The 21126-nt window shown below is 41.1% G+C and carries 15 protein-coding genes; 13 read left to right on the top strand and 2 right to left on the bottom strand.

The genetic code is table 11. From position 1 onward, the window contains the following. Window positions 1-2: 2 nt before the first annotated feature. Entirely contained in the window at window positions 3-764 is a 762-nt protein-coding gene (locus NIE32_RS01725; protein ID WP_253052385.1) for a glutamine amidotransferase, read from the top strand. 142 nt (window positions 765-906) lie between these two features. Beyond that, window positions 907-2109, top strand: a complete 1203-nt coding sequence (locus NIE32_RS01730) for a M20 family metallopeptidase (RefSeq protein WP_253052387.1) — start codon at window positions 907-909, stop codon at window positions 2107-2109. Window positions 2110-2415: 306 nt separating this feature from the next. On the opposite strand, the gene NIE32_RS01735 is transcribed toward NIE32_RS01730, so the two are convergent. After that, on the bottom strand, window positions 2416-2703 hold the full coding sequence (locus NIE32_RS01735) for a hypothetical protein (protein ID WP_253052389.1): 288 nt from the start codon (window positions 2701-2703) through the stop codon (window positions 2416-2418). Window positions 2704-3268: 565 nt separating this feature from the next. On the opposite strand from NIE32_RS01735, the gene NIE32_RS01740 reads away from it, so the two are divergent. From NIE32_RS01740 to NIE32_RS01780, 9 genes are all read left to right on the top strand, one after another. Next, window positions 3269-3532 carry a PrpR N-terminal domain-containing protein gene (locus NIE32_RS01740; RefSeq protein ID WP_253052391.1) on the top strand — a complete coding sequence of 88 codons (264 nt, stop codon included), beginning with the start codon at window positions 3269-3271 and terminating at the stop codon, window positions 3530-3532. Window positions 3533-3919: 387 nt separating this feature from the next. Continuing rightward, a complete protein-coding gene (locus tag NIE32_RS01745; RefSeq protein WP_253052393.1) occupies window positions 3920-5806 on the top strand; it encodes a M30 family zinc metallopeptidase in 1887 nt (628 codons plus the stop codon). A gap of 326 nt (window positions 5807-6132) precedes the next feature. Next, complete coding sequence (gene deoR, locus NIE32_RS01750) at window positions 6133-7110, top strand: DNA-binding transcriptional repressor DeoR (RefSeq protein ID WP_253052395.1); 978 nt, start codon at window positions 6133-6135, stop codon at window positions 7108-7110. A gap of 138 nt (window positions 7111-7248) precedes the next feature. Further along, window positions 7249-7899, top strand: coding sequence for a deoxyribose-phosphate aldolase (deoC, locus tag NIE32_RS01755; RefSeq protein ID WP_253052397.1), 651 nt, complete (start codon window positions 7249-7251; stop codon window positions 7897-7899). Window positions 7900-7945: 46 nt separating this feature from the next. Continuing rightward, complete coding sequence (fucP, locus tag NIE32_RS01760; RefSeq protein ID WP_253052399.1) at window positions 7946-9280, top strand: L-fucose:H+ symporter permease; 1335 nt, start codon at window positions 7946-7948, stop codon at window positions 9278-9280. 16 nt (window positions 9281-9296) lie between these two features. Further along, window positions 9297-10307, top strand: a complete 1011-nt coding sequence (locus NIE32_RS01765; protein ID WP_253052401.1) for an aldose 1-epimerase family protein — start codon at window positions 9297-9299, stop codon at window positions 10305-10307. Between the two features lie 14 nt (window positions 10308-10321). Further along, the gene (gene rbsK / locus NIE32_RS01770) at window positions 10322-11254 is read left to right on the top strand and encodes a ribokinase (protein ID WP_253052403.1); all 933 of its coding nucleotides are present in this window, start codon (window positions 10322-10324) and stop codon (window positions 11252-11254) included. A 662-nt stretch (window positions 11255-11916) separates the two neighbouring features. Continuing rightward, window positions 11917-14088 (top strand): beta-glucosidase BglX, encoded by a 2172-nt coding sequence (gene bglX, locus NIE32_RS01775; protein WP_253052405.1) that lies wholly within the window; start codon window positions 11917-11919, stop codon window positions 14086-14088. Then, window positions 14085-17444 (top strand): GH36-type glycosyl hydrolase domain-containing protein, encoded by a 3360-nt coding sequence (locus NIE32_RS01780; RefSeq protein WP_253052407.1) that lies wholly within the window; start codon window positions 14085-14087, stop codon window positions 17442-17444. The genes bglX and NIE32_RS01780 overlap by 4 nt, the downstream gene beginning before the upstream one ends. 262 nt (window positions 17445-17706) lie before the next feature. Here the strand turns inward: NIE32_RS01780 and NIE32_RS01785 are convergent, their stop codons facing one another. Beyond that, window positions 17707-18678, bottom strand: a complete 972-nt coding sequence (locus NIE32_RS01785) for a LacI family DNA-binding transcriptional regulator (RefSeq protein ID WP_253052409.1) — start codon at window positions 18676-18678, stop codon at window positions 17707-17709. A 225-nt stretch (window positions 18679-18903) separates the two neighbouring features. Between NIE32_RS01785 and NIE32_RS01790 the strand changes: the two genes are divergently transcribed. Further along, entirely contained in the window at window positions 18904-20154 is a 1251-nt protein-coding gene (locus tag NIE32_RS01790; protein ID WP_253052411.1) for a sugar ABC transporter substrate-binding protein, read from the top strand. A gap of 66 nt (window positions 20155-20220) precedes the next feature. After that, the gene (locus tag NIE32_RS01795; protein ID WP_253052413.1) at window positions 20221-21114 is read left to right on the top strand and encodes a carbohydrate ABC transporter permease; all 894 of its coding nucleotides are present in this window, start codon (window positions 20221-20223) and stop codon (window positions 21112-21114) included. Window positions 21115-21126: the final 12 nt, after the last annotated feature.

Consider the following 21126-nt stretch of genomic DNA (forward strand, 5'->3'; position numbering starts at 1 on the left):
ATATGGCAACAAAAGTACTGTTTGTCGGAGAATCATGGGTGATACATATGATTCATCAAAAGGGTTTTGATTGCTTTACGAGTACGAAATATGAAGAGGGAGCTACCTATTTATTGGATGAACTGAGAAAAGTCAATTTTGATATTGATTATCTACCCTCTCATGAAGTTCAGGTTCGTTTTCCTCAGACCATTGAAGAATTGGAAAAATATGATGCAATTGTCTTAAGTGATATCGGTGCAAATACTTTCCTGCTGCAGAATCATACTTTTTATGACATGAAGATTTCCTCCAATGGGCTTGAATTGATAAAAGATTTCGTCGGAAATGGCGGAGGTTTATTAATGATCGGAGGCTATCTGTCTTTTATGGGAATTGAAGCCAAAGCAAACTATAAAAACACACCATTAGCAGACGTTTTGCCAGTAGAGATGATGGACAGAGATGATAGGGTCGAGGTTCCTCAAGGATTTATCCCAGTGAGTGTGAATGATGATCCGATCATCGGTGATTTGGGAGAATGGCCAAAACTGCTCGGCTATAATAGAGTTGTGGTTAAACATGATGCAAAAGAATTATTACGAGTAAATAGTGATCCAATCCTTGCAACGGGCTACTATAAAAAAGGAAAGACAGCAGTATTTCTAAGCGACTGTGCCCCTCACTGGGGTTCAATGGATTTTGTGAATTGGAAATATTATTCTCTATTTTGGTCCAGACTTCTGGGCTCTCTATCCGTAAATAAAGCAAAAATGTCACTCTAAAATAATACGGCAGGCTTTTCTTTAAACGCCTCAAGATATGACGGATGTGTTCATTGATTGGCCAATTGCTTACATGAAAAAGCAACTGTAGTTTATTGATTATCTCAATAAGCATCTCCACAAGAACACGAAGGTGAACGGTTTGGGTACAGACGATATCTTTCAATCAATTGATCAAGACAGAGCTTTATTCTTCCTTCAGTCACTGGTCCAAATCAATAGTGTTAATCCCCCGGGAAATGAACGTTTGGTCGCAGAGTATATCGAAGAATGGTTAAAGAATAGTGGGCTTGATGTAGCAGTGAATCATCTAGAAGATAATCGATCGAATATCACGGTTACTTTAAATGGATCTGTAGATTCAAAACACCCGCGACAGCATCTCTTTTTTAGTGGACATCTAGATACGGTTCCTTTAGGAAATAAAGAATGGACCGAGGAGCCTTGGGGCGGACAAGTACATGCTGGTAAACTTTATGGGCGCGGATCTTCTGATATGAAAAGCGGCGTTGCCGCCATGATTCTTGCGCTTGAAGCGCTAAGTCGATCAAATGTCCAACTACAGGGGGATCTCTCCTTTCTTGGTACAGTTGGCGAAGAAGTCGATGGGCGAGGTGCGCGATCGGCTATTCTTAAAGGTGATGTTTCCACCGCTACGGCAATGGTGATCGGTGAACCGACCGACAATCAAGTGCTGATCGCTCATAAGGGTGTGCTTTGGCTTGAGGTAACGATTCATGGAAAAACGGCTCATGCCGGATGGCCGGATAAAGGCGTGAATGCCATTTCAGCCATGCATCATTTTGTGAGTGAATTCGAGAAATTTCAACCTATTCACGATAAGATACTTGGACAACCGACGATGAATTTAGGACTAGTCAATGGAGGAATTGCACCCAATATGGTTGCAGATTATTGTCAGATGACTTTTGACATGCGAACAGTCCCAGGACTTGAGTCGGAAGATGTCTACCGTCGTGCCCAAGATCTTTTATCTGCTTTATCTGAAACAATGGATATCTCGTTTGAAATCAAAGTGCTGAATGATATGCATTATGTGAGCACCGCACAAGAACATCCATTTATTCAGTTAGCGGCAGATGTCTTGGAACAAACACTGAATAAACAGCCCATATTCGGGGGTGCCAATTACTATTCAGACGGATCTTTATTTACTAAGGAAAATAAAGAAATGCCAATTCTGATTTTTGGACCGGGCAATCCTGATCAAGCGCACCAACCCGACGAATGGGTCGCTATTAATAATTTTTATGATTCGATTCGTTTTTATATTTCACTTGCCCTTAGCTATCTCGGAGAAAATGATGAACGGATGACGAATTAAGAAAAATAAACTGAATAAACATGCGGAATAGACTGCTCTCGTAAGTGATGGGGGAAGTCTATTCTGTTTTTGAGGTCAAGTCCTTATTTGTGTGTAAATTCATTTCGGTTAGAAGATGTCTGCTCAATTAAAGTATTGATCCATTTGAACGAGAGGTTCACAAGTGTTTTGTATATCTGAAATCGAAAAAGTGAAAGTGGCGTTGCATGGTCGTGCATGTATGACTGAGGTGGAAACTGCGGGTTCCGGAATTGGCCAATTATCTTGGTCCGGTAAGGTACATGTTTTGCGGCGGGTTAATGCTTATTATAATGATTGAACTTGCTTCAAATTTCTTATTTCGCCTTCTTGGGTGATTGATCGCATTGAAAGGGTAGCCAGGACCGTTGCTTGTTCATTAACTTTCACGTTGAGTTCGGTTATGGCTTCTGAATTGTTAACAACTTGCTTTTGGATGCCATCAACTTTCTTCTCAATGCGATCCAAGTGATTATCAATTTTGTCGAACCTTTGATCCATTCCGTCGAGCCTTTGGTTTACTTCCTTAAATCCTTGTTTCATTTCTGTGAGCATTAACTTGAGTTCTTCGGTCATCTCGTTCATTCCTTTCTGATTATGAGTGGTATATGTCTTAACAACTATAATTATATATGGAAATGTGGAAACTCGTAAATATTTTTGTCAATAAACTTTTTTGAATATTGGTCTAAAGCTTATGTAATTCCGCTCATGTTATGGATCATCCGCTCAAACATGATATGTTTGTGAACTGACCCCTAGAAGTTGAACAATAAAATCCGACTTCTGGGGCCCTTAATATGACTAAAAATTCGAATAAATTTAATATGAAGGCGCTCAGTGAGTATTAAAAAGAAAAAAGAGTTGGCGATTGCGGTTAAGTTCTAGCATTTGATCGATTTTAATCGTGGTAGAGATAGGGTGTGCTTGAGCTACCAGTGTGTTGTTATCTGCCGAAACTGCTCTCTGCTTTTTTTGTACAGAACTTCACAGTACTATTTCCTATGATAATTAAAGGTAGCCAAATAACAGTTGAAACGGTTCATCTGCTATAGTATAGAAAATACTAATTTACTTAGTAAGTTATATAAGCCTCTGCTTGCTTGGAATGAAATCATACATATAGGTGTGGATTATTGGGATGAAAATCAGATTACTGTTTATTGTGCCGTATGCAGCTATGAAACCATTGATTGAAGAATGTAGTGCCGAAGAAGCAGATCTGGAAATTAGTGTGAAGATTGGTGACTTAAATGATGGAGTTGATATTGCGAAGAAAGCGGATCTTCACCAGTTTGATGTGATTGTCAGCCGGGGTGGGACAGCTAAGCTTATTGAGCAATCCGTTGATATTCCGGTCATTGATGTACGTGTTTCAGGTTACGACTCATGTCGGATTAATTGATGCAATAAAAAGGATTAATCCAGATTAGGTGCAACTTTTCCCGGATTGATCTGGATTTTTGCCGGATAAAGATTGAACTCAATCACGATTCCCGGATTAGGTGCAACTTTTCCCGGATTGTACAGGATTTTTCCCGGATTAAAATGATCTTTTCACGGATTAAAACCTAATTTTCACGGATAAAATCCTAATTTTTCCAGATCATTATTTTTTGGGGAGATTCTAGAAGATTCATATTACGCCTATGATTATCGGCTGCAGCTATTTCACTCGTATTCTTTGGCGGAATCTATTAAGATGATATAAAATTAATTTGATTATTAACGATCATGACTGTTTCATAGATTATAATTAACAATCATTGGCTATTGGGAGAAGGGTTCTGAAATGAAAAAGATAAAGGGGATTGGATTAGCGCTTGCGGCCATTCTGATGACTTTTTTGGTTCCTGTGGGTGCGCTGGCGGATACACAACCAACGGGAAGTACTGCTCAAATTCTTGTCAGTAATGAGTCGGTTAATGGCAATCAATCGGAAAGTTCGGACAGTTTCAGATTGAATAACGAACGATATGTGTTAGATAAGGAACTAAATCATAAAGATTATCAACTGGATTATGTTAAACCATTCAACCCTGAAAAAAATGGCGACCATCTATTAAAAAATAGAATGCTAACGCGGTCGGTCCGTGCTTCGGAACAGATTGGCGATAGCCGGAATTTCTGGGTCTCGAATCTTGAGACGAATGCCTATACCCAATTAAATTTTAGGCTTGATTATAGCGGAACGCATGCAAACGTTTGGGTGGCTAATGATCAAATTTCTTCGGATGATGCAGACAAGCTCGGTGATCAATTTGACTCCTCCATTTATTCATCGGACGTTGACAATTTTGGGAATCCTTTGGATGTGGATGGCAACGGCAAGATCAATATTCTTTGTTTTGATATTCAGGATGGATTCGATAAGAGTGGCGGTTACGTTGCCGGTTATTTTGACCCCAATGATCTAACAAACGGAACGGATTCGAATCATTCGGAAATATTATATATGGATACTTATCCTGCCATGGGTACAGGATCAACCAAAGATGTTACTGAAGCGTACCCCACTATGGCGCATGAGTTTCAGCATCTCATCAATTTTAGCCAGAATGTCCTTGCGGAAGGGCACAGTCCCATGGATACGTGGATGGATGAAGGGCTAGCGATGGCAGCTGAACAGGTATATACCGGGGCGCCTTTGCAAGATGAGATTGATTATTATAATGCGGATTCGGCGATTAGCGATGGACAGTCGCTACTTTATTGGGATGATGATGGGGATACACTCGCTAATTATGCACTTTCCTATTTGTTTATGGAATATCTACGGATTCAGAGTGGTCAGGGAAACCAGATTTATAAACAACTGATTGATGATCCGAATAGTAATTATAAGGCTGTTCAAGATCTTATCCATAAATATATTAATCCGAATCTATCGTTCGGCCAATTTATGACGGATTTTCGGTTAGCACTCTACTACAATAGTCCAATCGGTTTATATGGGTTCCATGGTGAATCGGGTTTCACGAACATCGTTCGGAAAATTTACAATGGATCATCGGTGAATTTGCGGGGTGGCGGCGCGGTGGTGATGTCGGCAAAATCTCTAGCAATTCCCAATGATGCGGGTTTGAATCTGGCATTTTATAATCTGAGTGATAGTAATGGTCCGACTCAGATCGTCAGGACGACTGCTCCTCTTGAAAGAAATCAAATCAAAGTGACCAACAATAGGGGAAAATCAGATAAAATCTATATCAAGAATCTCTCTCCGGGTGACGTCGTCAAAGCATATAACTCGGGAAAACACCTTCTGGCTTCGGGAACATCGAGTGGAAGTACTCTGATACTGACCGTGAAACAGCTAGGAACAAAATCTGGGAAAATCTACCTGACCTATACGCATCCTTCATGGATACCAAGCAGCGAAACAGCCATTTCGTTCAGCGGCGAAGTTTCCGGAACATTAAGCAGAAGTCAGATTCAGATACGGAATTACAGACACAAACGAGATACGGTTACAGTAAGGAGAATAAAGAAAGGCGATTATATACGGATCTATAATTCAAAGAAAAAGATCATTGCCAAGAAACATGCTGGTCACGCATCCCTTACTTTTTCGTTCAGACAGCTAGGCAAGCGTGGCGGACATATTTATGCCACGGTTACGCATGCACATATGAGGGAAAGCGCAAAACGGTATGCAGGTTTTGGAAGGGAAAGGTAATTGGTTAGTTAAAGAGATTCTGTGCAAACACGATCAACTGCAGGCAAGATGCGGTTGATCGTGTTTTCATAGGATGGGATGTTGATACTGGTATGGGAATCAAAATATATACAGAATATGAGATTGACCCACAATGTATTTTTTTTTGCAAGACAAATACTGGCAGATAATCAGGATACTAAACTTAAAATAATCTGTGTTAGTAACTGTCGCTTAAGTTTATATGGCATAATGAAGGCAAGTAATCGGCTAATTTCAATTAGCGGACATTAATTAGGTTCAACCTCAAATACAATTAGACAAACATGATTATGGAGGAAAATTAAATGCTCGATAGAGAGAAGGACCGTATGTGTATTGATATCGCTCGTCTTTATTATGAATCCAACTATAGCCAGCAGGAAATTGCTCACTTAAGACAAATCTCGCGTCCTACAGTGTCTAAATTATTGCAACGAGCAAAAGATCTAGGCTATGTTAATATTCATATTTATGATCCATTAGAGGAGATGGATGATCTTTCTGATAAAATACAAAAAATGTATCATTTGGACAGTGTTCGTATTGCATACTCCCCGTTAAATAAAAATGAGGAAATACGGAAACACATCGGCAGAGTTGCAGCAGAATTTTTAAATCAGACAATGAAGAATGGAGATATTATCGGTGTAACTTGGGGACGGACGCTGCACTCAGTGTCATCTCAGTTGAAAAAGTCACATGCACAGGGAATAGAAGTTGTACAGTTGAAAGGCGGGGTAACGCACTCAAGACTGAAAAATTATTCCTTTGAGATCGTTCAAGATTTTGCAGATGCATTTAACACGATTGCTCGATATTTGCCTTTGCCTGTGATCTTTGACAGCCCAGAAGTGAAGCAGATGGTCGAACAGGATCGCAATATTAAGCAAATCCTTGAATTGGGTAAACAAGCAAATATAGTGGTCTTCACAGTAGGCACGGTTCGCGACGATTCATTGCTATTTAATCTTGGTTACTTGAGTCAAGACGAGAAGGAAGCGTTAAGTCGCTCGGCAGTGGGTGATATTTGTTCACGCTTCTTTGATCGCTATGGAAAAATTTGTAATGAACGTATTAATGAACGTACGGTTGGTATTGAATTAGATGATTTATCAACGAAGGAAAAAAGTATTCTTGTTGCTGGCGGAAAACGTAAACTGATGGCTATGCATACTGCATTAACTGCAGGATATGCAAATATTTTGATAACGGATCAATTTACAGGAAGATCTCTGTTAGAAATGCAAGCAGCAGAACACAATAGGAACTCCCAAAAGCATTAATTAATAGTTGCAAAAGAAATAAAATTTTTTTGTTTGTTAGATTTTGAACAAAAGTAAATTTCTGTATTTACAAATGTTCATTCACGGTTTATTCTTACTTATGTACTATTAATCTCTGTATGTATGGGAGGGGCAATTGTGGATATTTCTAAAATAATTGATCACACACTTTTGAAAGCGGATTCAAAAAAGGAAGATATTCTCCAATTGATTGATGAAGCGAAGACCTATCATTTTGCTTCTGTATGTGTCAACCCACTTTGGGTTCCTTTAGCTTCGGAAAAACTTAAAGATTCTGATGTTAAAGTATGTACGGTTATTGGTTTCCCATTAGGCGCAACGACAACAGCTGTAAAAACATTTGAGGCTAAAGAGGCAATAGAGAACGGAGCAGATGAACTGGATATGGTGATTCCGATCGGACTTCTGAAAGGAAAAGATGATCAGGCTGTAGAAAAGGATATAGTGGCTGTTGTTCATGCTGCGAAAGGGAAGGCTATCGTTAAAGTTATCATTGAAACCTGCTTATTAAGTCGTCAAGAAATCGTTAAAGCGTGTGAGCTAGCGATGAAAGCAGGTGCCGATTATGTAAAAACCTCAACAGGATTCTCAACCGGTGGTGCACAGGCTGAAGACGTAGCATTGATGAGAACAACGGTCGGGAACCAATTAGGTGTTAAAGCATCGGGAGGCATTCACACGAGAAACGATGTCGAGCAATTGGTTCATGCTGGTGCAACACGGATAGGCGCAAGTGCGGGAGTGAAAATTATTCACGAAGAACGGTGATCAAAAAAAGGGGGCGCAATGAATGTCAAAAAAGACAATTCAACAATTGCAAGATGGTTATCTTAGCCGGACACCTATTTTTCAATATATATTAGTATCGCTGCTTTTTCCTCTGTGGGGAGCTGCTGCCAGTCTGAATGATATTTTGATTACCCAGTTTAAAAGCGTCTTTTCATTGAGTGATTTTGCAAGCGCTTTAGTGCAAAGCGCATTTTATGGAGGCTACTTTCTGATTGCGATTCCTGCATCACTAGTTATAAAAAATTCAAGCTATAAAATTGCAATAATAACAGGATTGTCTTTCTACATTATTGGATGTTCTCTATTTTTTCCAGCTTCTCACATGGCCACATATACGATGTTTTTGGCTGCCATCTTCGCGATTGCAATTGGTTTAAGTTTTTTGGAAACATCTGCGAATACGTATAGTTCAATGATTGGACCAAGTAAATATGCAACGTTACGTTTAAATATCAGTCAAACTTTTTATCCACTTGGTTCTATTTTAGGAATTTTACTTGGGAAGTATTTAGTTTTTGGCGAAGGCGAAAGTCTAGCAAAACAGATGGCTAATATGTCGCCGGCCGAAGCACATGCATTCGGCGAAAAAATGCTTCAGCACACACTTTCCCCATATCGTTTTCTAATTTTTGTCTTATTGGCAGTATTGATTTTGTTTCTCTTGACAAAATTTCCTCTGTGCAAATCTAAAGAGGATGTTGATAAAGAGAAAAAAGGTCGTATTAAGGTGGGAATTGGAGAAACATTAAAATATCTCGCGCATAATCGGCGTTTTAAAAGAGGCATTATTGCTCAGTTTATTTATGTTGGCATGCAAGTGACTGTTTGGTCATTCACGATTCGGCTTGCCCTTGTATTGAATCCAGAAATTAATGAACGATCTGCATCAACTTTCATGATTTATAGCTTTATTGCTTTCTTTGTCGGCAAATTTATTGCTAATTTTCTTATGACGCGTTATTCACCTAATCAAGTACTGCTTGCTTATTCAGGCATTGGTTCGATCCTCTTGATCTATGTCGTGTGTGTGCCTAATATGACGGCGGTTTATGCGGCAATTGGCGTCAGCATCATGTTTGGCCCTTGCTGGGCAACCATTTACGCCCATACGCTTGAAGTCGTTAAAGAAAAGAAGTATGTCGAAACAGCTGGTGCTATCTTAGTCATGTCTATTATTGGAGGCGCTATCATACCAGCTATTCAAGGCCTTGTTTCTGATCTTCTAGGTTCCATGCGACTCTCATTCATTGTGCCAATGCTGTGTTTCATATATGTTAGCATCTATTTTTTTGGTGAATTAAAGAATAGTAAAAAAATGATACCACAAAACAATACAGTAGATGAAACCATCTCTGAATAAGAAGGAGGTCTTTGAGATGGAAATGATTAAACTGAAGAAATACTATTTTTCAGAAATAAAAACAACCATATATAAGAGCGACGCGTTTACTATTAATTTATTTCGCTATCCAACGGAAATTGAGGCAGTCGAGATCATCAATACTCGAGGAAAAACCGTTATACTTCCTTATTTTGGGCAGATCATATGGGATCTAACTTTTGATGATATTGACTTAAAGATGAAGAATTTTTTTAGATATCCTAAAAAAGCTGAATGTATTGTGGATACCTATGGATGCTTTGCTTTCCATTCCGGATTGCTCAGCAATGGCTGCCCAGGACCTGAAGATGATTATCCGTTACATGGTGAGATGCCCTGCGCGAGTATGGATGAAGCCTGGATTGAGTTGGGCTCTGATTATGTAAAACTCTGCGGTACTTATGAGTATGTCAAAGGTTTTGGTCACCATTATTTAGCCAAACCAAGTGTGACACTCTTTAAGGATCAAACGTCTATCGCTATCGATATGGATGTTAAAAATCTATCTGGATCAGAAATGCCGCTGCAGTATATGTGCCACATGAATTATGCCTATTTGGCTGATGCGGTCATGACTCAAAGTATCCCAGATCAATCTTTTTTGCTAAGAACAACTGTACCTGATCATGTAAAACCGACAGAAAAATGGCTGAGATATAATAAAGAGATTATTGAAAGGGGAGGCACCTTATCTAAACTGGATGATCCAGAGATGTATGATCCGGAGATTGTGTTTTTTGCAGATCACCTGGATCAATATGGGCAGAATGTCCATTTTGAGATAGAGTCCCCAGATCATGTAACCTTTTTCACTGAATTTTCAACTGATAGCTTTCCATACGCAACGCGATGGTTGCTATACAACAGTGATCAGCAGGTAGCTGCATTTGTCTTGCCGGGCACATGTAGACCTGAAGGATTTACCGCTGCAAAGAAGGCGGGATCATTAATATATTTGAATGCCGGGGAAGAGAGACATTTCCATGTCCTTACTGGAAAAAAATGAGAGGGTGAAACAAAGTGACGATTGCGGTTATTGGTTCCAATATGGTTGATTTAATTACGTATATCGATCGGATGCCTAAGGAAGGTGAAACTCTGGAAGCTCCTAATTTTGAAATGGGTTGCGGGGGTAAAGGAGCTAATCAAGCGGTTGCCGCAGCAAAATTAGGATCTCAAGTCATGATGCTCACTAAGGTCGGCGATGACATTTTTGGTGATGGTACTATTAGTAATCTGAAAAGTTATGGCATTGACACTAGTTTTGTAGAAAAAGTTCCTGGAACTTCCAGTGGAGTGGCTCCGATTTTTGTGGATTCTTCATCAAAAAACAGTATTTTGATAGTAAAAGGAGCAAATCAGAAGCTTTCTTCAAATGATATCGAGCAAGCCTCAGATCAATTAAAGAAATGCTCTTTAATTGTATTGCAGTTAGAAATTCCACTCGAAACGGTCTATGATGCGATTCAATTCGGTAATGTCCATAACATACCAGTTATTTTAAATCCTGCCCCTGCTGTAAAAAATCTAAACTTTGAACTCATTCGCCATGTTGACTACTTTATGCCTAATGAGAGCGAACTGGAGATTCTAACTGGTTTTCCGGTTCAAACAGCAGAGCAAGCAAGTAAAGCCGCAAAGCTTCTCATTGATCAGGGAATGAAAAATGTCATTGTAACACTGGGCCATTCAGGATCGCTTTGGGTTACGGAAAGTCATACAAAACATATTCCTGCGTATTCTGTTCAAGCAGTTGACACTACAGGTGCCGGTGATTCGTTTATCGGATGTTTTGCTCATTACTTGAATGAACAGAAGGATGTTGTTGATGCATTAAAAATGGCAACGGCTTTCGCCGCATTAAGTGTCACTCGAAAAGGGACTCAAGCATCGTATCCTTCTGCTGATGAATTAAAAGAATTTATTAAAGCAGAGAGTACAATAATAAAGTAGAGATATCTATAGTGAAAGGGATAGAAAATGATAGCCAAAGGTAATGAAGACTGAACAATCCTCAATGGCTGTATCGTAATTAGTTACTTAGGAGACTTTTATTGAAGAAAACGAAAATGGTATGATAGGATTTCTGTTCGATTTTGAACCGAGCAGGGATCTTTTTTTATGAATACTCAAATATGGGCTGGAAATTCTCGATAGTATTCTTGTATTTTTTTGCGCTATTTTATTATTGAATTCTCATTCATCAAAAAGTCTGTGTATGATCAACACAAATGGAAGATTCGAGTATACACAAATGATAAGCCTTTCTTCCAACATCTTCATTAATAGTGCATCCCTTACTTTTTCGTTCAGACAGCTAGGCAAGCGTGGCAGACATATCTATGCCACGGTTACGCATGCGCATATGAGGGAAAGCGCAAAACGGTATGCAGGTTTTGGAAGGGAAAGGTAATTGGTTAGTTAAAGAGATTCTGTGCAAACACGATCAACTGCAGGCAAGATGCGGTTGATCGTGTTTTTCTATGGTGGAGCTGTATGTACTCTTTTGCTACCTATTACTTTAAATAATTAATTAAAAATGAATTGATTCAAATTATGAAAGCGCTTATAATTAAGCGAGTGAAACGTTTCAATAAATGAGAGGAGGATGAATAGTGGAGGAATCAAAGCTCAGAGAACTCTTACAGACAATGAGTCTTAATGAAAAAATTGGGCAGCTTGTTCAACTGGCAAGTGATTTTTATTCCGATACCAATGGAGCAATAACTGGACCTATGGCTGAAATGGGTGTAACTGACGAATTGGTGACAAACAGTGGTTCTGTGTTGGGGGCTACTGGAACAAGAAATGTGAAGAAAATAATTGATAGCCAGCTTAAGAACAACAGATTGCACATCCCATTACTTGTCATGGCTGATGTGATTCATGGATATAAAACGATTTTTCCGATCCCGTTAGCAATTGGCTGTACGTGGAATCCTGGACTTGCGGAAAAAACAGCGGAGATTGCTGCCCATGAAGCAGCCGTGTCAGGTATTCATGTTGTTTTTGCCCCTATGGTGGACCTTGTTAGAGATCCCAGATGGGGACGTGTCATGGAATCAACAGGTGAGGATCCCTATCTGAATTCTGTTTTTGCCGCAGCCTTTGTCCATGGGTTTCAAGGCGATAATCTAAAGGATGATCTCAATAGAACGGCGGCTTGTGTGAAGCATTTTGCAGGTTATGGGGCTGTGGAGGGCGGACGGGAGTATAACACTGTTGATCTGTCTGAGCTCCGTATGCGACAGGAATATCTTCCTGCCTATCAAGCAGCCGTTGATGCAGGGTGCAAAGTGGTGATGACTTCCTTTAATACGGTTGATGGTATCCCGTCATCGGCAAATCAGTGGTTATTGCGTAAAGTCCTCCGTGAAGAGTGGAATTTTGACGGAACTGTCATTTCGGATTGGGGTGCGGTTCGTGAACTGATCCCACACGGAGTTGCTGAGAATGAAAAGGAAGCAGCGAGAAAAGCACTGATTGCTGGGGTCGATATTGAAATGATGACGCTTTGTTACCCCAATACTCTTTGTCAACTGATTGAGAGCGGAGAAATTAAAGAAAGTACCCTTGATCAGGCTGTCTGGAATGTCTTGAAATTAAAGAATGATCTGGGCCTTTTTGAAAATCCGTACCGAGGAGCTGATGAGGCTCAAGAACAAAAGTTTGTCTATTGCCATGCACATCGTGAATGGGCAAGACGCGCTGCCGAAGAAAGCTGCGTTCTCCTTAAAAATAACGGCATTTTACCAATCAATAGTTCTAAAAAGTTGGCGCTTATTGGCCCGTTTGCTGATCACGGTGATCTCCTTGGCGCATGGTCTTGGCAAGGAGACCCGAAGCGTACTGAAACGCTTACTGAAGTTTTCAGCGCTGAGGGCATTAATGTGTTGACAGCAAAGGGATGCGAAATAGCGGAAAGTAAAAGCAAGTTGCTGCGTGAAGCAATCCAGAAAGCAGAAGAATCGGAGCTCATTCTTCTTGCTCTTGGTGAATCGTCGGAAATGAGCGGAGAAGCAGCGAGTAGAACGAAGATCACCTTACCCGAGTGTCAATTAGAATTGCTACGGTTATTGAAACCATTAAACAAACCGATCGTGATCATTCTGTTTAATGGCCGTCCGCTTGAACTTAGCGAAGTCATCGATGATGCTGACGCAGTATTGGAGGCGTGGTATCCAGGATCGGAAGGTGCACGAGCCATTGTCCGGTTACTGACAGGAAAAGTTAACCCATCCGGTAAACTTACGATGTCCTTTCCGCAAAGCGTTGGGCAGATCCCCGTTTATTACAATGCTAATAATACCGGTCGCCCTGAGTCAGAAAACAAAGATGAAAAAAAATATGTTTCTAAATATATCGATTGCGCCAATGATGCGCGTTTTCCATTCGGTTTCGGCCTCAGTTATACATCGTTTGAAATCAATAATCTACGCATGTCGAAAAAAAGCATCACCGTTAATGAAGAGATCAGGGTGTCTATAGATGTTAAAAACACCGGTGATGCTGCCGGTGCAGAAGTTGTGCAACTGTATATTAGAGACATTGCGGGGGATGTTGTGCGTCCTTTAAAGGAATTAAAATCTTTTAGAAAAATTTATTTGCAGCCTGGCGAGCAGCAGACCGTTGCATTTCAGATCACTGAGCGAATGCTCCGATATTGGCACCCCGATCTTCGATTCAAAAGTGATACCGGGACCTTTAATCTTATGATTGGACAGGATAGTGCGCATACACTGAATGACTCATTTTATTTTAGAGCAACAGGGGGGATGGATGCATGAAGAAACACGGCCACTTGATGCAGATTAAAAATGGTCAGACAACCTTTCGCTTTCTCCCAAGCGGAGATGTGTTTGATCTGATGAATGATGATGTGATGGTTAATCAGGTACGCAGTAATGTGCCGGATGGTTCGTTAAACAACATCTATTTGCGTGTTTTTCAGGAAGACCGTATTGATTTTGTTCCTTTGCTGGGTATCCGCTCATCAAGCCTTTTCTCATACAAAGAAAATAAGGGAAGATGGGAGGGAACTTTTAAAGGTGTTCATTATCAGGTACTGCTCACACTAACCGATCAGAATGTTTGGTTCTGGACCGTGACACTAAACGGGAATCATATACAAACGGACATCATCTATACCCAAGATTTGGGACTGGCTAATGTTGCTGCTGTTCAAGCGAATGAGGCGTATGTCTCACAGTATATTGATCACTATGTGGAGACAACCGATCAAGGGTTTATTATTGGTTCGCGGCAAAACCAGGCGCAGAAGAAAGGAAACTTTCCTGCGATTTGGCAAGGGGCGTTATCGAATACCCGAGGTTATTTTACCGATGGCTTTCAGTTTTTCGGATTGTCCTATAAAGAAACAAACAGCCCTGAAGCGCTCACCCAGGAAGTTTTTCCAAGCGAGATTAATCAATATGAATTCGCAATGATCGGCTTACAGTCAGAGAGGATTCAGCTCGAAGGTAAAGAGCAAACTGTTGTGTTCTTTGCACAACTTCATCCGGATCTAAAGGGTAGCCTAGAGCAAAGTCAGCACAAAAACATTCACGAAATTGAGCAGTTGTGGATGGAGTCAAGTAGGGAAGACGCCTCACCCTATACGACCGTTGATTCGCTCGCTCACGCAGAGGATATTGGCGTACCGCTAACTGCACAGGCGCTAAGTTTGGATGCCATCAATAAATTATATCCAGAACGAAAACATGAGGAACGGGTTGATGGACAATTGCTGTCGTTCTTCACACCCGAGAAGTCGCATGTCATTCTTAAACAAAAAGAACTACTGACGGAACGTCCTCATGGTCATATTCTGATGAGCGGCCGCACGCTTCATGTTGAGGACCATCAGCTGGCGACAACAGCGTTCATGTACGGCATCTTTAATTCTCAAGTGGTCATTGGGAATACATCAATGAATAAAATGATGTCCAATGCGAGAAATGCGCTCAATGTGTTAAAGACTTCAGGGCAGAGGATCTATATCCGAATAGAGGGGGCCTATCGACTACTCACGTTGCCATCCTTATTTGAAGTCGGGTTCAATTACGTCAAATGGATCTATTCTATGCCGGACGATTCGATCGTGATTACACTTTTTACGTCAGCCAGTGAACCAAGCGTGCAACTGAATGTCGGTTCGTCTTCAGGGCGACGATACGCATTTCTTGTGACCAATCAGATTCTTATGGATGATTGTGAGTATCAGTCAACGTACATTATGGAACGGTCAGATAATGTTTTGTACTTTTCACCGGACAAGGACAATCAATTGATCCGATCCGCCTATCCGGAGCTCACTTTTTCAATGCGGATTTCCGGTACACCATTCAAACTAGACAATGAGGGGCGGCTCCTAAAAGGGGCACGTTCTGATTCGGCATCGCTAGTCATCCTTGAAACGCATGAGACCGATCATTTTGAACTGATGATTTGCGGAAGTGTTCAGGGAAAAGGTGATGGCCGGATTGTCATGGATCGAACCAAGGAAGTTGATTGCTATCGTGATTTTCTGTCCGGTATACTGAATGGTTTTGAACTTTCCAATGCGCCCTTATCCGAGGAACTGAGCAAACTGGAAACGATGGCTTGGTGGTATACCTATGACATGCTCGTGCACTACCTGTCCCCGCATGGTCTGGAACAGTATGGAGGTGCTGCGTGGGGGACGCGTGATGTCTGTCAGGGACCGTTCGAATTCTTTATGGCGTCGCAGCATTATGACGTTGCAAAAAGCATTCTGAAAAAGGTCTATGCACATCAGTATCGAGAGGATGGCAACTGGCCGCAATGGTTTATGTTCGATCGCTATTCAGAGATTCAGTTTGATGAGAGTCACGGTGATATTATTGTTTGGCCGATGAAGGCTTTGAGCGATTACCTCTATACGACCGGGGATTATTCCATTCTTGATCAATCCATTCCTTACACCAAACGGAGTGATCATCGTTTTACCGATTCGGAAGGTCAAGAGTCACTTTACGACCATTTGAAACGTGAAATCAAGTACATTACGGATCATTTTCTTAATACTACGTATTTGTCATGCTATGGCAACGGTGATTGGGACGACACACTACAGCCCCATGATGCCAATATGAAGCGTCATATGGCTAGCAGCTGGACGGTTGCACTCACCTATCAGACAATTCGGCGATTAAGTGTCGTATTGGAGAACTATGAAAAGAGCTATGCGCAGGAGCTTGGCCGTTTATCGGCAGCCATCAAAAAAGATTTTAACAACTATATATTGGCAGATAAGGTGATTCCCGGCTTTCTTTATCTGTCCGATGATCAGAAAACGGAGTTTATCATTCATCCGGAGGATAAAAAGACAGGTATTCAGTATCGGTTACTGCCGATGACGCGATCAATAATTGCGGAGCTTTTTACACCGGAGCAGGCAGAACGGCATGTAGGATTAATTAATCAGTACTTAAAATTTCCAGATGGTGTACGCTTGATGAGTCAGCCCGCGGAGTATCGTGGCGGTGTCAGCGTACATTTCCAACGGGCGGAACAAGCAGCCAACTTCGGAAGAGAAATTGGGCTTATGTACGTTCATGCACACATCCGCTATATTGAGGCAATGGCAAAGCTTGGCGATGCAAAAGAAGTATGGGAAGGTCTGTCCGTCATTAATCCCATTAACTTAAGTCATTCCGTGAAAAATGCAGGACTGCGGCAGTCGAATACCTATTTCAGCAGCTCAGATGGTGCATTCAAGACACGGTATGGGGCACAAAAAGATTTTGAAAAGCTCCGTCAAGGCAACATCACGGTTAAAGGAGGCTGGAGAATTTACTCAAGTGGCCCGGGAATTTTTATGAATCAATTCATAACCAACTGTCTCGGCATTCGCGGAAAAGATGGTGGAGTGGTTATCGATCCGGTTCTATCTGCGGTTCACGATGGGTTAAAGGTTCAATTCACCTGCCTTGGGAAACCAACACGCTATGCCTATCATCTCTTAAAAAAGGGTACAAACAAACTAGAAATCAACGGTACTGAAGTTCCCTTTGAACAAACGAAGAATCGTTACCGGGCTGGGGGCATGTATGTGCGAAAAGAAGAAGTGGAGAAGCTGCTCACTGATCGTAATGTGATCGATATTTATCTTCAAGAATAATTACAGGGAACGTAAAAGAGATGGGTGATAAAACACCACATCTCTTTTTTTAATAGGGAACGTTCATGCCCGGCGATCTGTTGCCATGTTTTTTGTTTAATCACGGGCGTGCGACACTCCTGCAGGGCCGGATCTGTTGATGCGAGCCAGAGACCACAGATAGCGTATTACCGAGGAGGGTCCCGATCGTCCGCAGTCGCACCAGTTGATGGGAGCAACTGGGCGTGTCTTTGAAGTACAAGTTTGGTGAATAAAAAGTGAATTACAGTAGCACAGAATCTCGAGTCACAAGTTCTGTTGGAATCATCTGAATCTTAGATTTATCCCCATTGATCAGATCAAGCATTTTTTCTGCAGCGTGATAGCCCCATTCATACTTTGAATAACTGACTGAGGTCAGTTTTGGTGACAGATAATTACAGAGTATATCGTTATCAAATCCGATAATCGAAATATCTTTGCCGATGCTTGGTTTCTTTTCGCTGAACTGTTCATAGAGACCAAATGCCATTTCGTCATTCATCGAGAGAATACTGATCGGTTCATTTGTGAGTTCACGTTCAATTTGCTTAGCTGCACGTTCTCCAGATTTCTTTGTGAAATCTCCTTGGAGAATGGTGAGCTTTCCTGCGTAATTTGCCTCTTCAAGATACATAGTGACGGATTTTATCCGTTCTCGACTGTCGTAGTTTCCCTCAGGTCCAGTGAGAAGATAAAGCGTGTTATATGAGGGAGAACTTTTCAAATGATCAAGCGCCGACCAAATCCCTTTTTTGTTGTCGAGAAGCACTTGGCTGACATTCGGGTGGTGCAGAACACGATCAAGAACAACCATTTTGCTTCCAGATTGTGCGTACTTCAGAATTTCACTTGTTTCAAAGCTGTTATCCAGAATAATCGCTCCGTCAATCATCTTTTCAGGGATAAAGTGATGTGTACGTGTACCGCAGCAGACAATTAAATCATAATTCGCTGATGCAAGCATAGTGTTCATGCCGTCAATCATCTGACTGTAAAAGTGACCCCCGTAATTTACTAGAAAAACACCGATTGTTTGTGTCTTTTGATTTCTCAACGTGCGCGCTGCACGGTTTGGTATGTAATTAAGCTTGTCCGCAATTTCCTGAATTCTTTTTCGTGTGTTTTCTGGAATTTTAGGACTACCATTTAAAGCGTATGATACTGTTGATATGGAAACGCCGGCTTTTTTTGCAATATCCTTGATTCCAGCCATATGTACTAACCCCTTGTTTGGTCATTTACTACGCCTGCTGTTGATGTGTACGTATACCCACTAGATATAGTATAAAAAAACATCGAAAACTTGTAAACGCTTAAACCATTTGGGACCTGCATAATTAGAAAAATAAAAATAAACTAGTTATTATTGAAAACGGTTACAACATATACTATAATGCATATAGAAACGTTTCGATAAAATTCTTGGAGGTGCTGTTCAATGAATAAAGCTGGTAAACGTATTGCAGTTATCTTTGTTTCTCTTTTACTCATTTTATCATTTGCTTTATCCGGGTGTTCTTCTTCATCAACTGGAACGACAAAGAAAACAATCACGGTTTGGTTCTTTGGCGATCAACCCAAGCCTTTTCAAGATCTTGTTGCTAAATTTCAGAAACAGAGCGGTATAAATGTTAATGTTCAGGCAATTCCTTGGGCGAATGCTCATGATAAACTGCTCACGGCGGTTGCTTCCAAATCAGGTCCGGATGTAATCACGATGGGATCTTCCTGGATGCCTGAATTTGCAAAAGCGGGTGCACTCGCGGATTTGACGCCTTATCTCAAAGACAATCCGAACCTGAAACCGAGCAATTTCTTTAAAGGATCCGTAGAAACAGCACAGTACAACGGCAAGTATTATGGTGCTCCTTGGTATATTGATACACGTGTCTTATTCTATAGAACGGACCTCCTGAAGAAAGTTGGGTACACTCAACCGCCGAAGACATGGGATGAATTGCTTGATGCGGCGACAAAGTTATCAAAACGAGGGAAAGGATACTACGGGTTTAATATCGATCCTAAAGAACAGAGCACAGCGTTCATGTTTGCTCGGCAAAATGGTTCGAACCTAATTGAAAACGGCAAAACACAATTCAATCAACCGGCCTTTGTTGATGCGGTCACTTACATGGATAAATTTATTAAACAAGGTGCAACGCCGAAGACGGACCTTGGGATTGATCTGACTCAATCTTTTGGAGGAAAGAGCTTTGTCCCAATGTTTATCAGTGGATCATGGAACATTCAGACGATCAACACAACGGTTCCCGATGTCAAAGGTAAATGGGCAACAGCAGTACTACCTAAGGGCAAAGATAACAACAAATCCATCCTGGGCGGCGCTGATCTGACCATCTTCAAGTATTCAAAGAACAAAGCGAATTCTGCTAAGTTATTAAACTATCTGAGCAGTGAAGAGACACAGCTCAAATGGCTAAAAATCAGTACGGATATGCCGGCCGTTAGCTCAGCGTGGAACAGCAATCAGTTAAAGGATAATCCGTTCTACAAAGCGTTTGGTGAACAAGCAAAAACAGCAGAACCGCTTCCACTGGTTCCACAGTTTGAAGAGATGGCCCAAGGCTATTTGAAGAGCTGGGAAAAAATCTATCGAACCGGTGCAAATGTCCAGAAAACGCTGGATCAATATAATTCAAGTGCTCAGCAAATATTGGATAATAAATAATCAAATAACTGAGGCATGTCAAAGGAAGGATGACATGCCTTCATTATTAGATTGGGGACATCGCGGATGAAAACATTTCTGAATAAAAACAGTCCATATCTATTTATCACGCCTGCATTATTTCTATTGTTGATCTTTTCAATCGTTCCCATCATCATCTCCTTGATCATTAGCTTCACAGATATCAATATAACTGGCCTAGCAGATTGGTCGAAAATCCATTTCATTGGGCTCTCAAATTACGTGAATTTATTTAACGATCCGGCTTTTCTACAATCGATCGGCAACAGTATTTTTTATGTGGTCATTGGTGTGCCCTTCGTTATTGCCTGTTCCATGGGGATCGCTTTATTAATTAATTTTGGTGACAGCTGGATTTTCAGACTCTTTCGGTTAATTTTCTATGCGCCGTCCATCACGAATGTTGTTGCGGTTGCTGTGGTGTGGAATTATTTGTACAATCCTCAATTTGGTCTGTTGAACTATATGCTGCAGTTTGTTCACCTTGGCCCGGTACCGTGGCTACAGGATCCGTTCATAGCAAAAATCTCTTTGATTATTTTGGCACTATGGCGTGCCATTGGTGTCAATATGCTCATTTTTCTAGCAGCACTGCAGGGAATTCCGAAAGCCTATTATGAAGCGGCTCAGATTGATGGCGCCAATAGCTGGCAGAGACTGACAAAGATCACAATTCCGATGCTTCGGTTTGCAACCTTCTTTGTCACGGTGACCACGTTAATCGGATGGCTGCAATTTTTTGAAGAACCTTTGGTCATGACGAGCGGAGGTCCATTGAATAGTACGAATTCCATTGCCTTGTTTATTTACCAAAATGGGTTCCAGTTCAGTAAATTCGGTTATGCTGCCGCTGGTTCAATGATCTTGTTTGTCATTATTATTGTTGTGACGTTGATTCAGTTCCGAGGACAGCGAAAGCAACAGGATAATCAGATGTAATAGGGGTGAAGA

Origin of the sequence: Sporolactobacillus kofuensis, from assembly GCF_024125425.1 — a bacterium.
In the GTDB taxonomy this organism is placed as follows: Bacteria; Bacillota; Bacilli; order Bacillales; family Sporolactobacillaceae; genus Sporolactobacillus; species Sporolactobacillus kofuensis.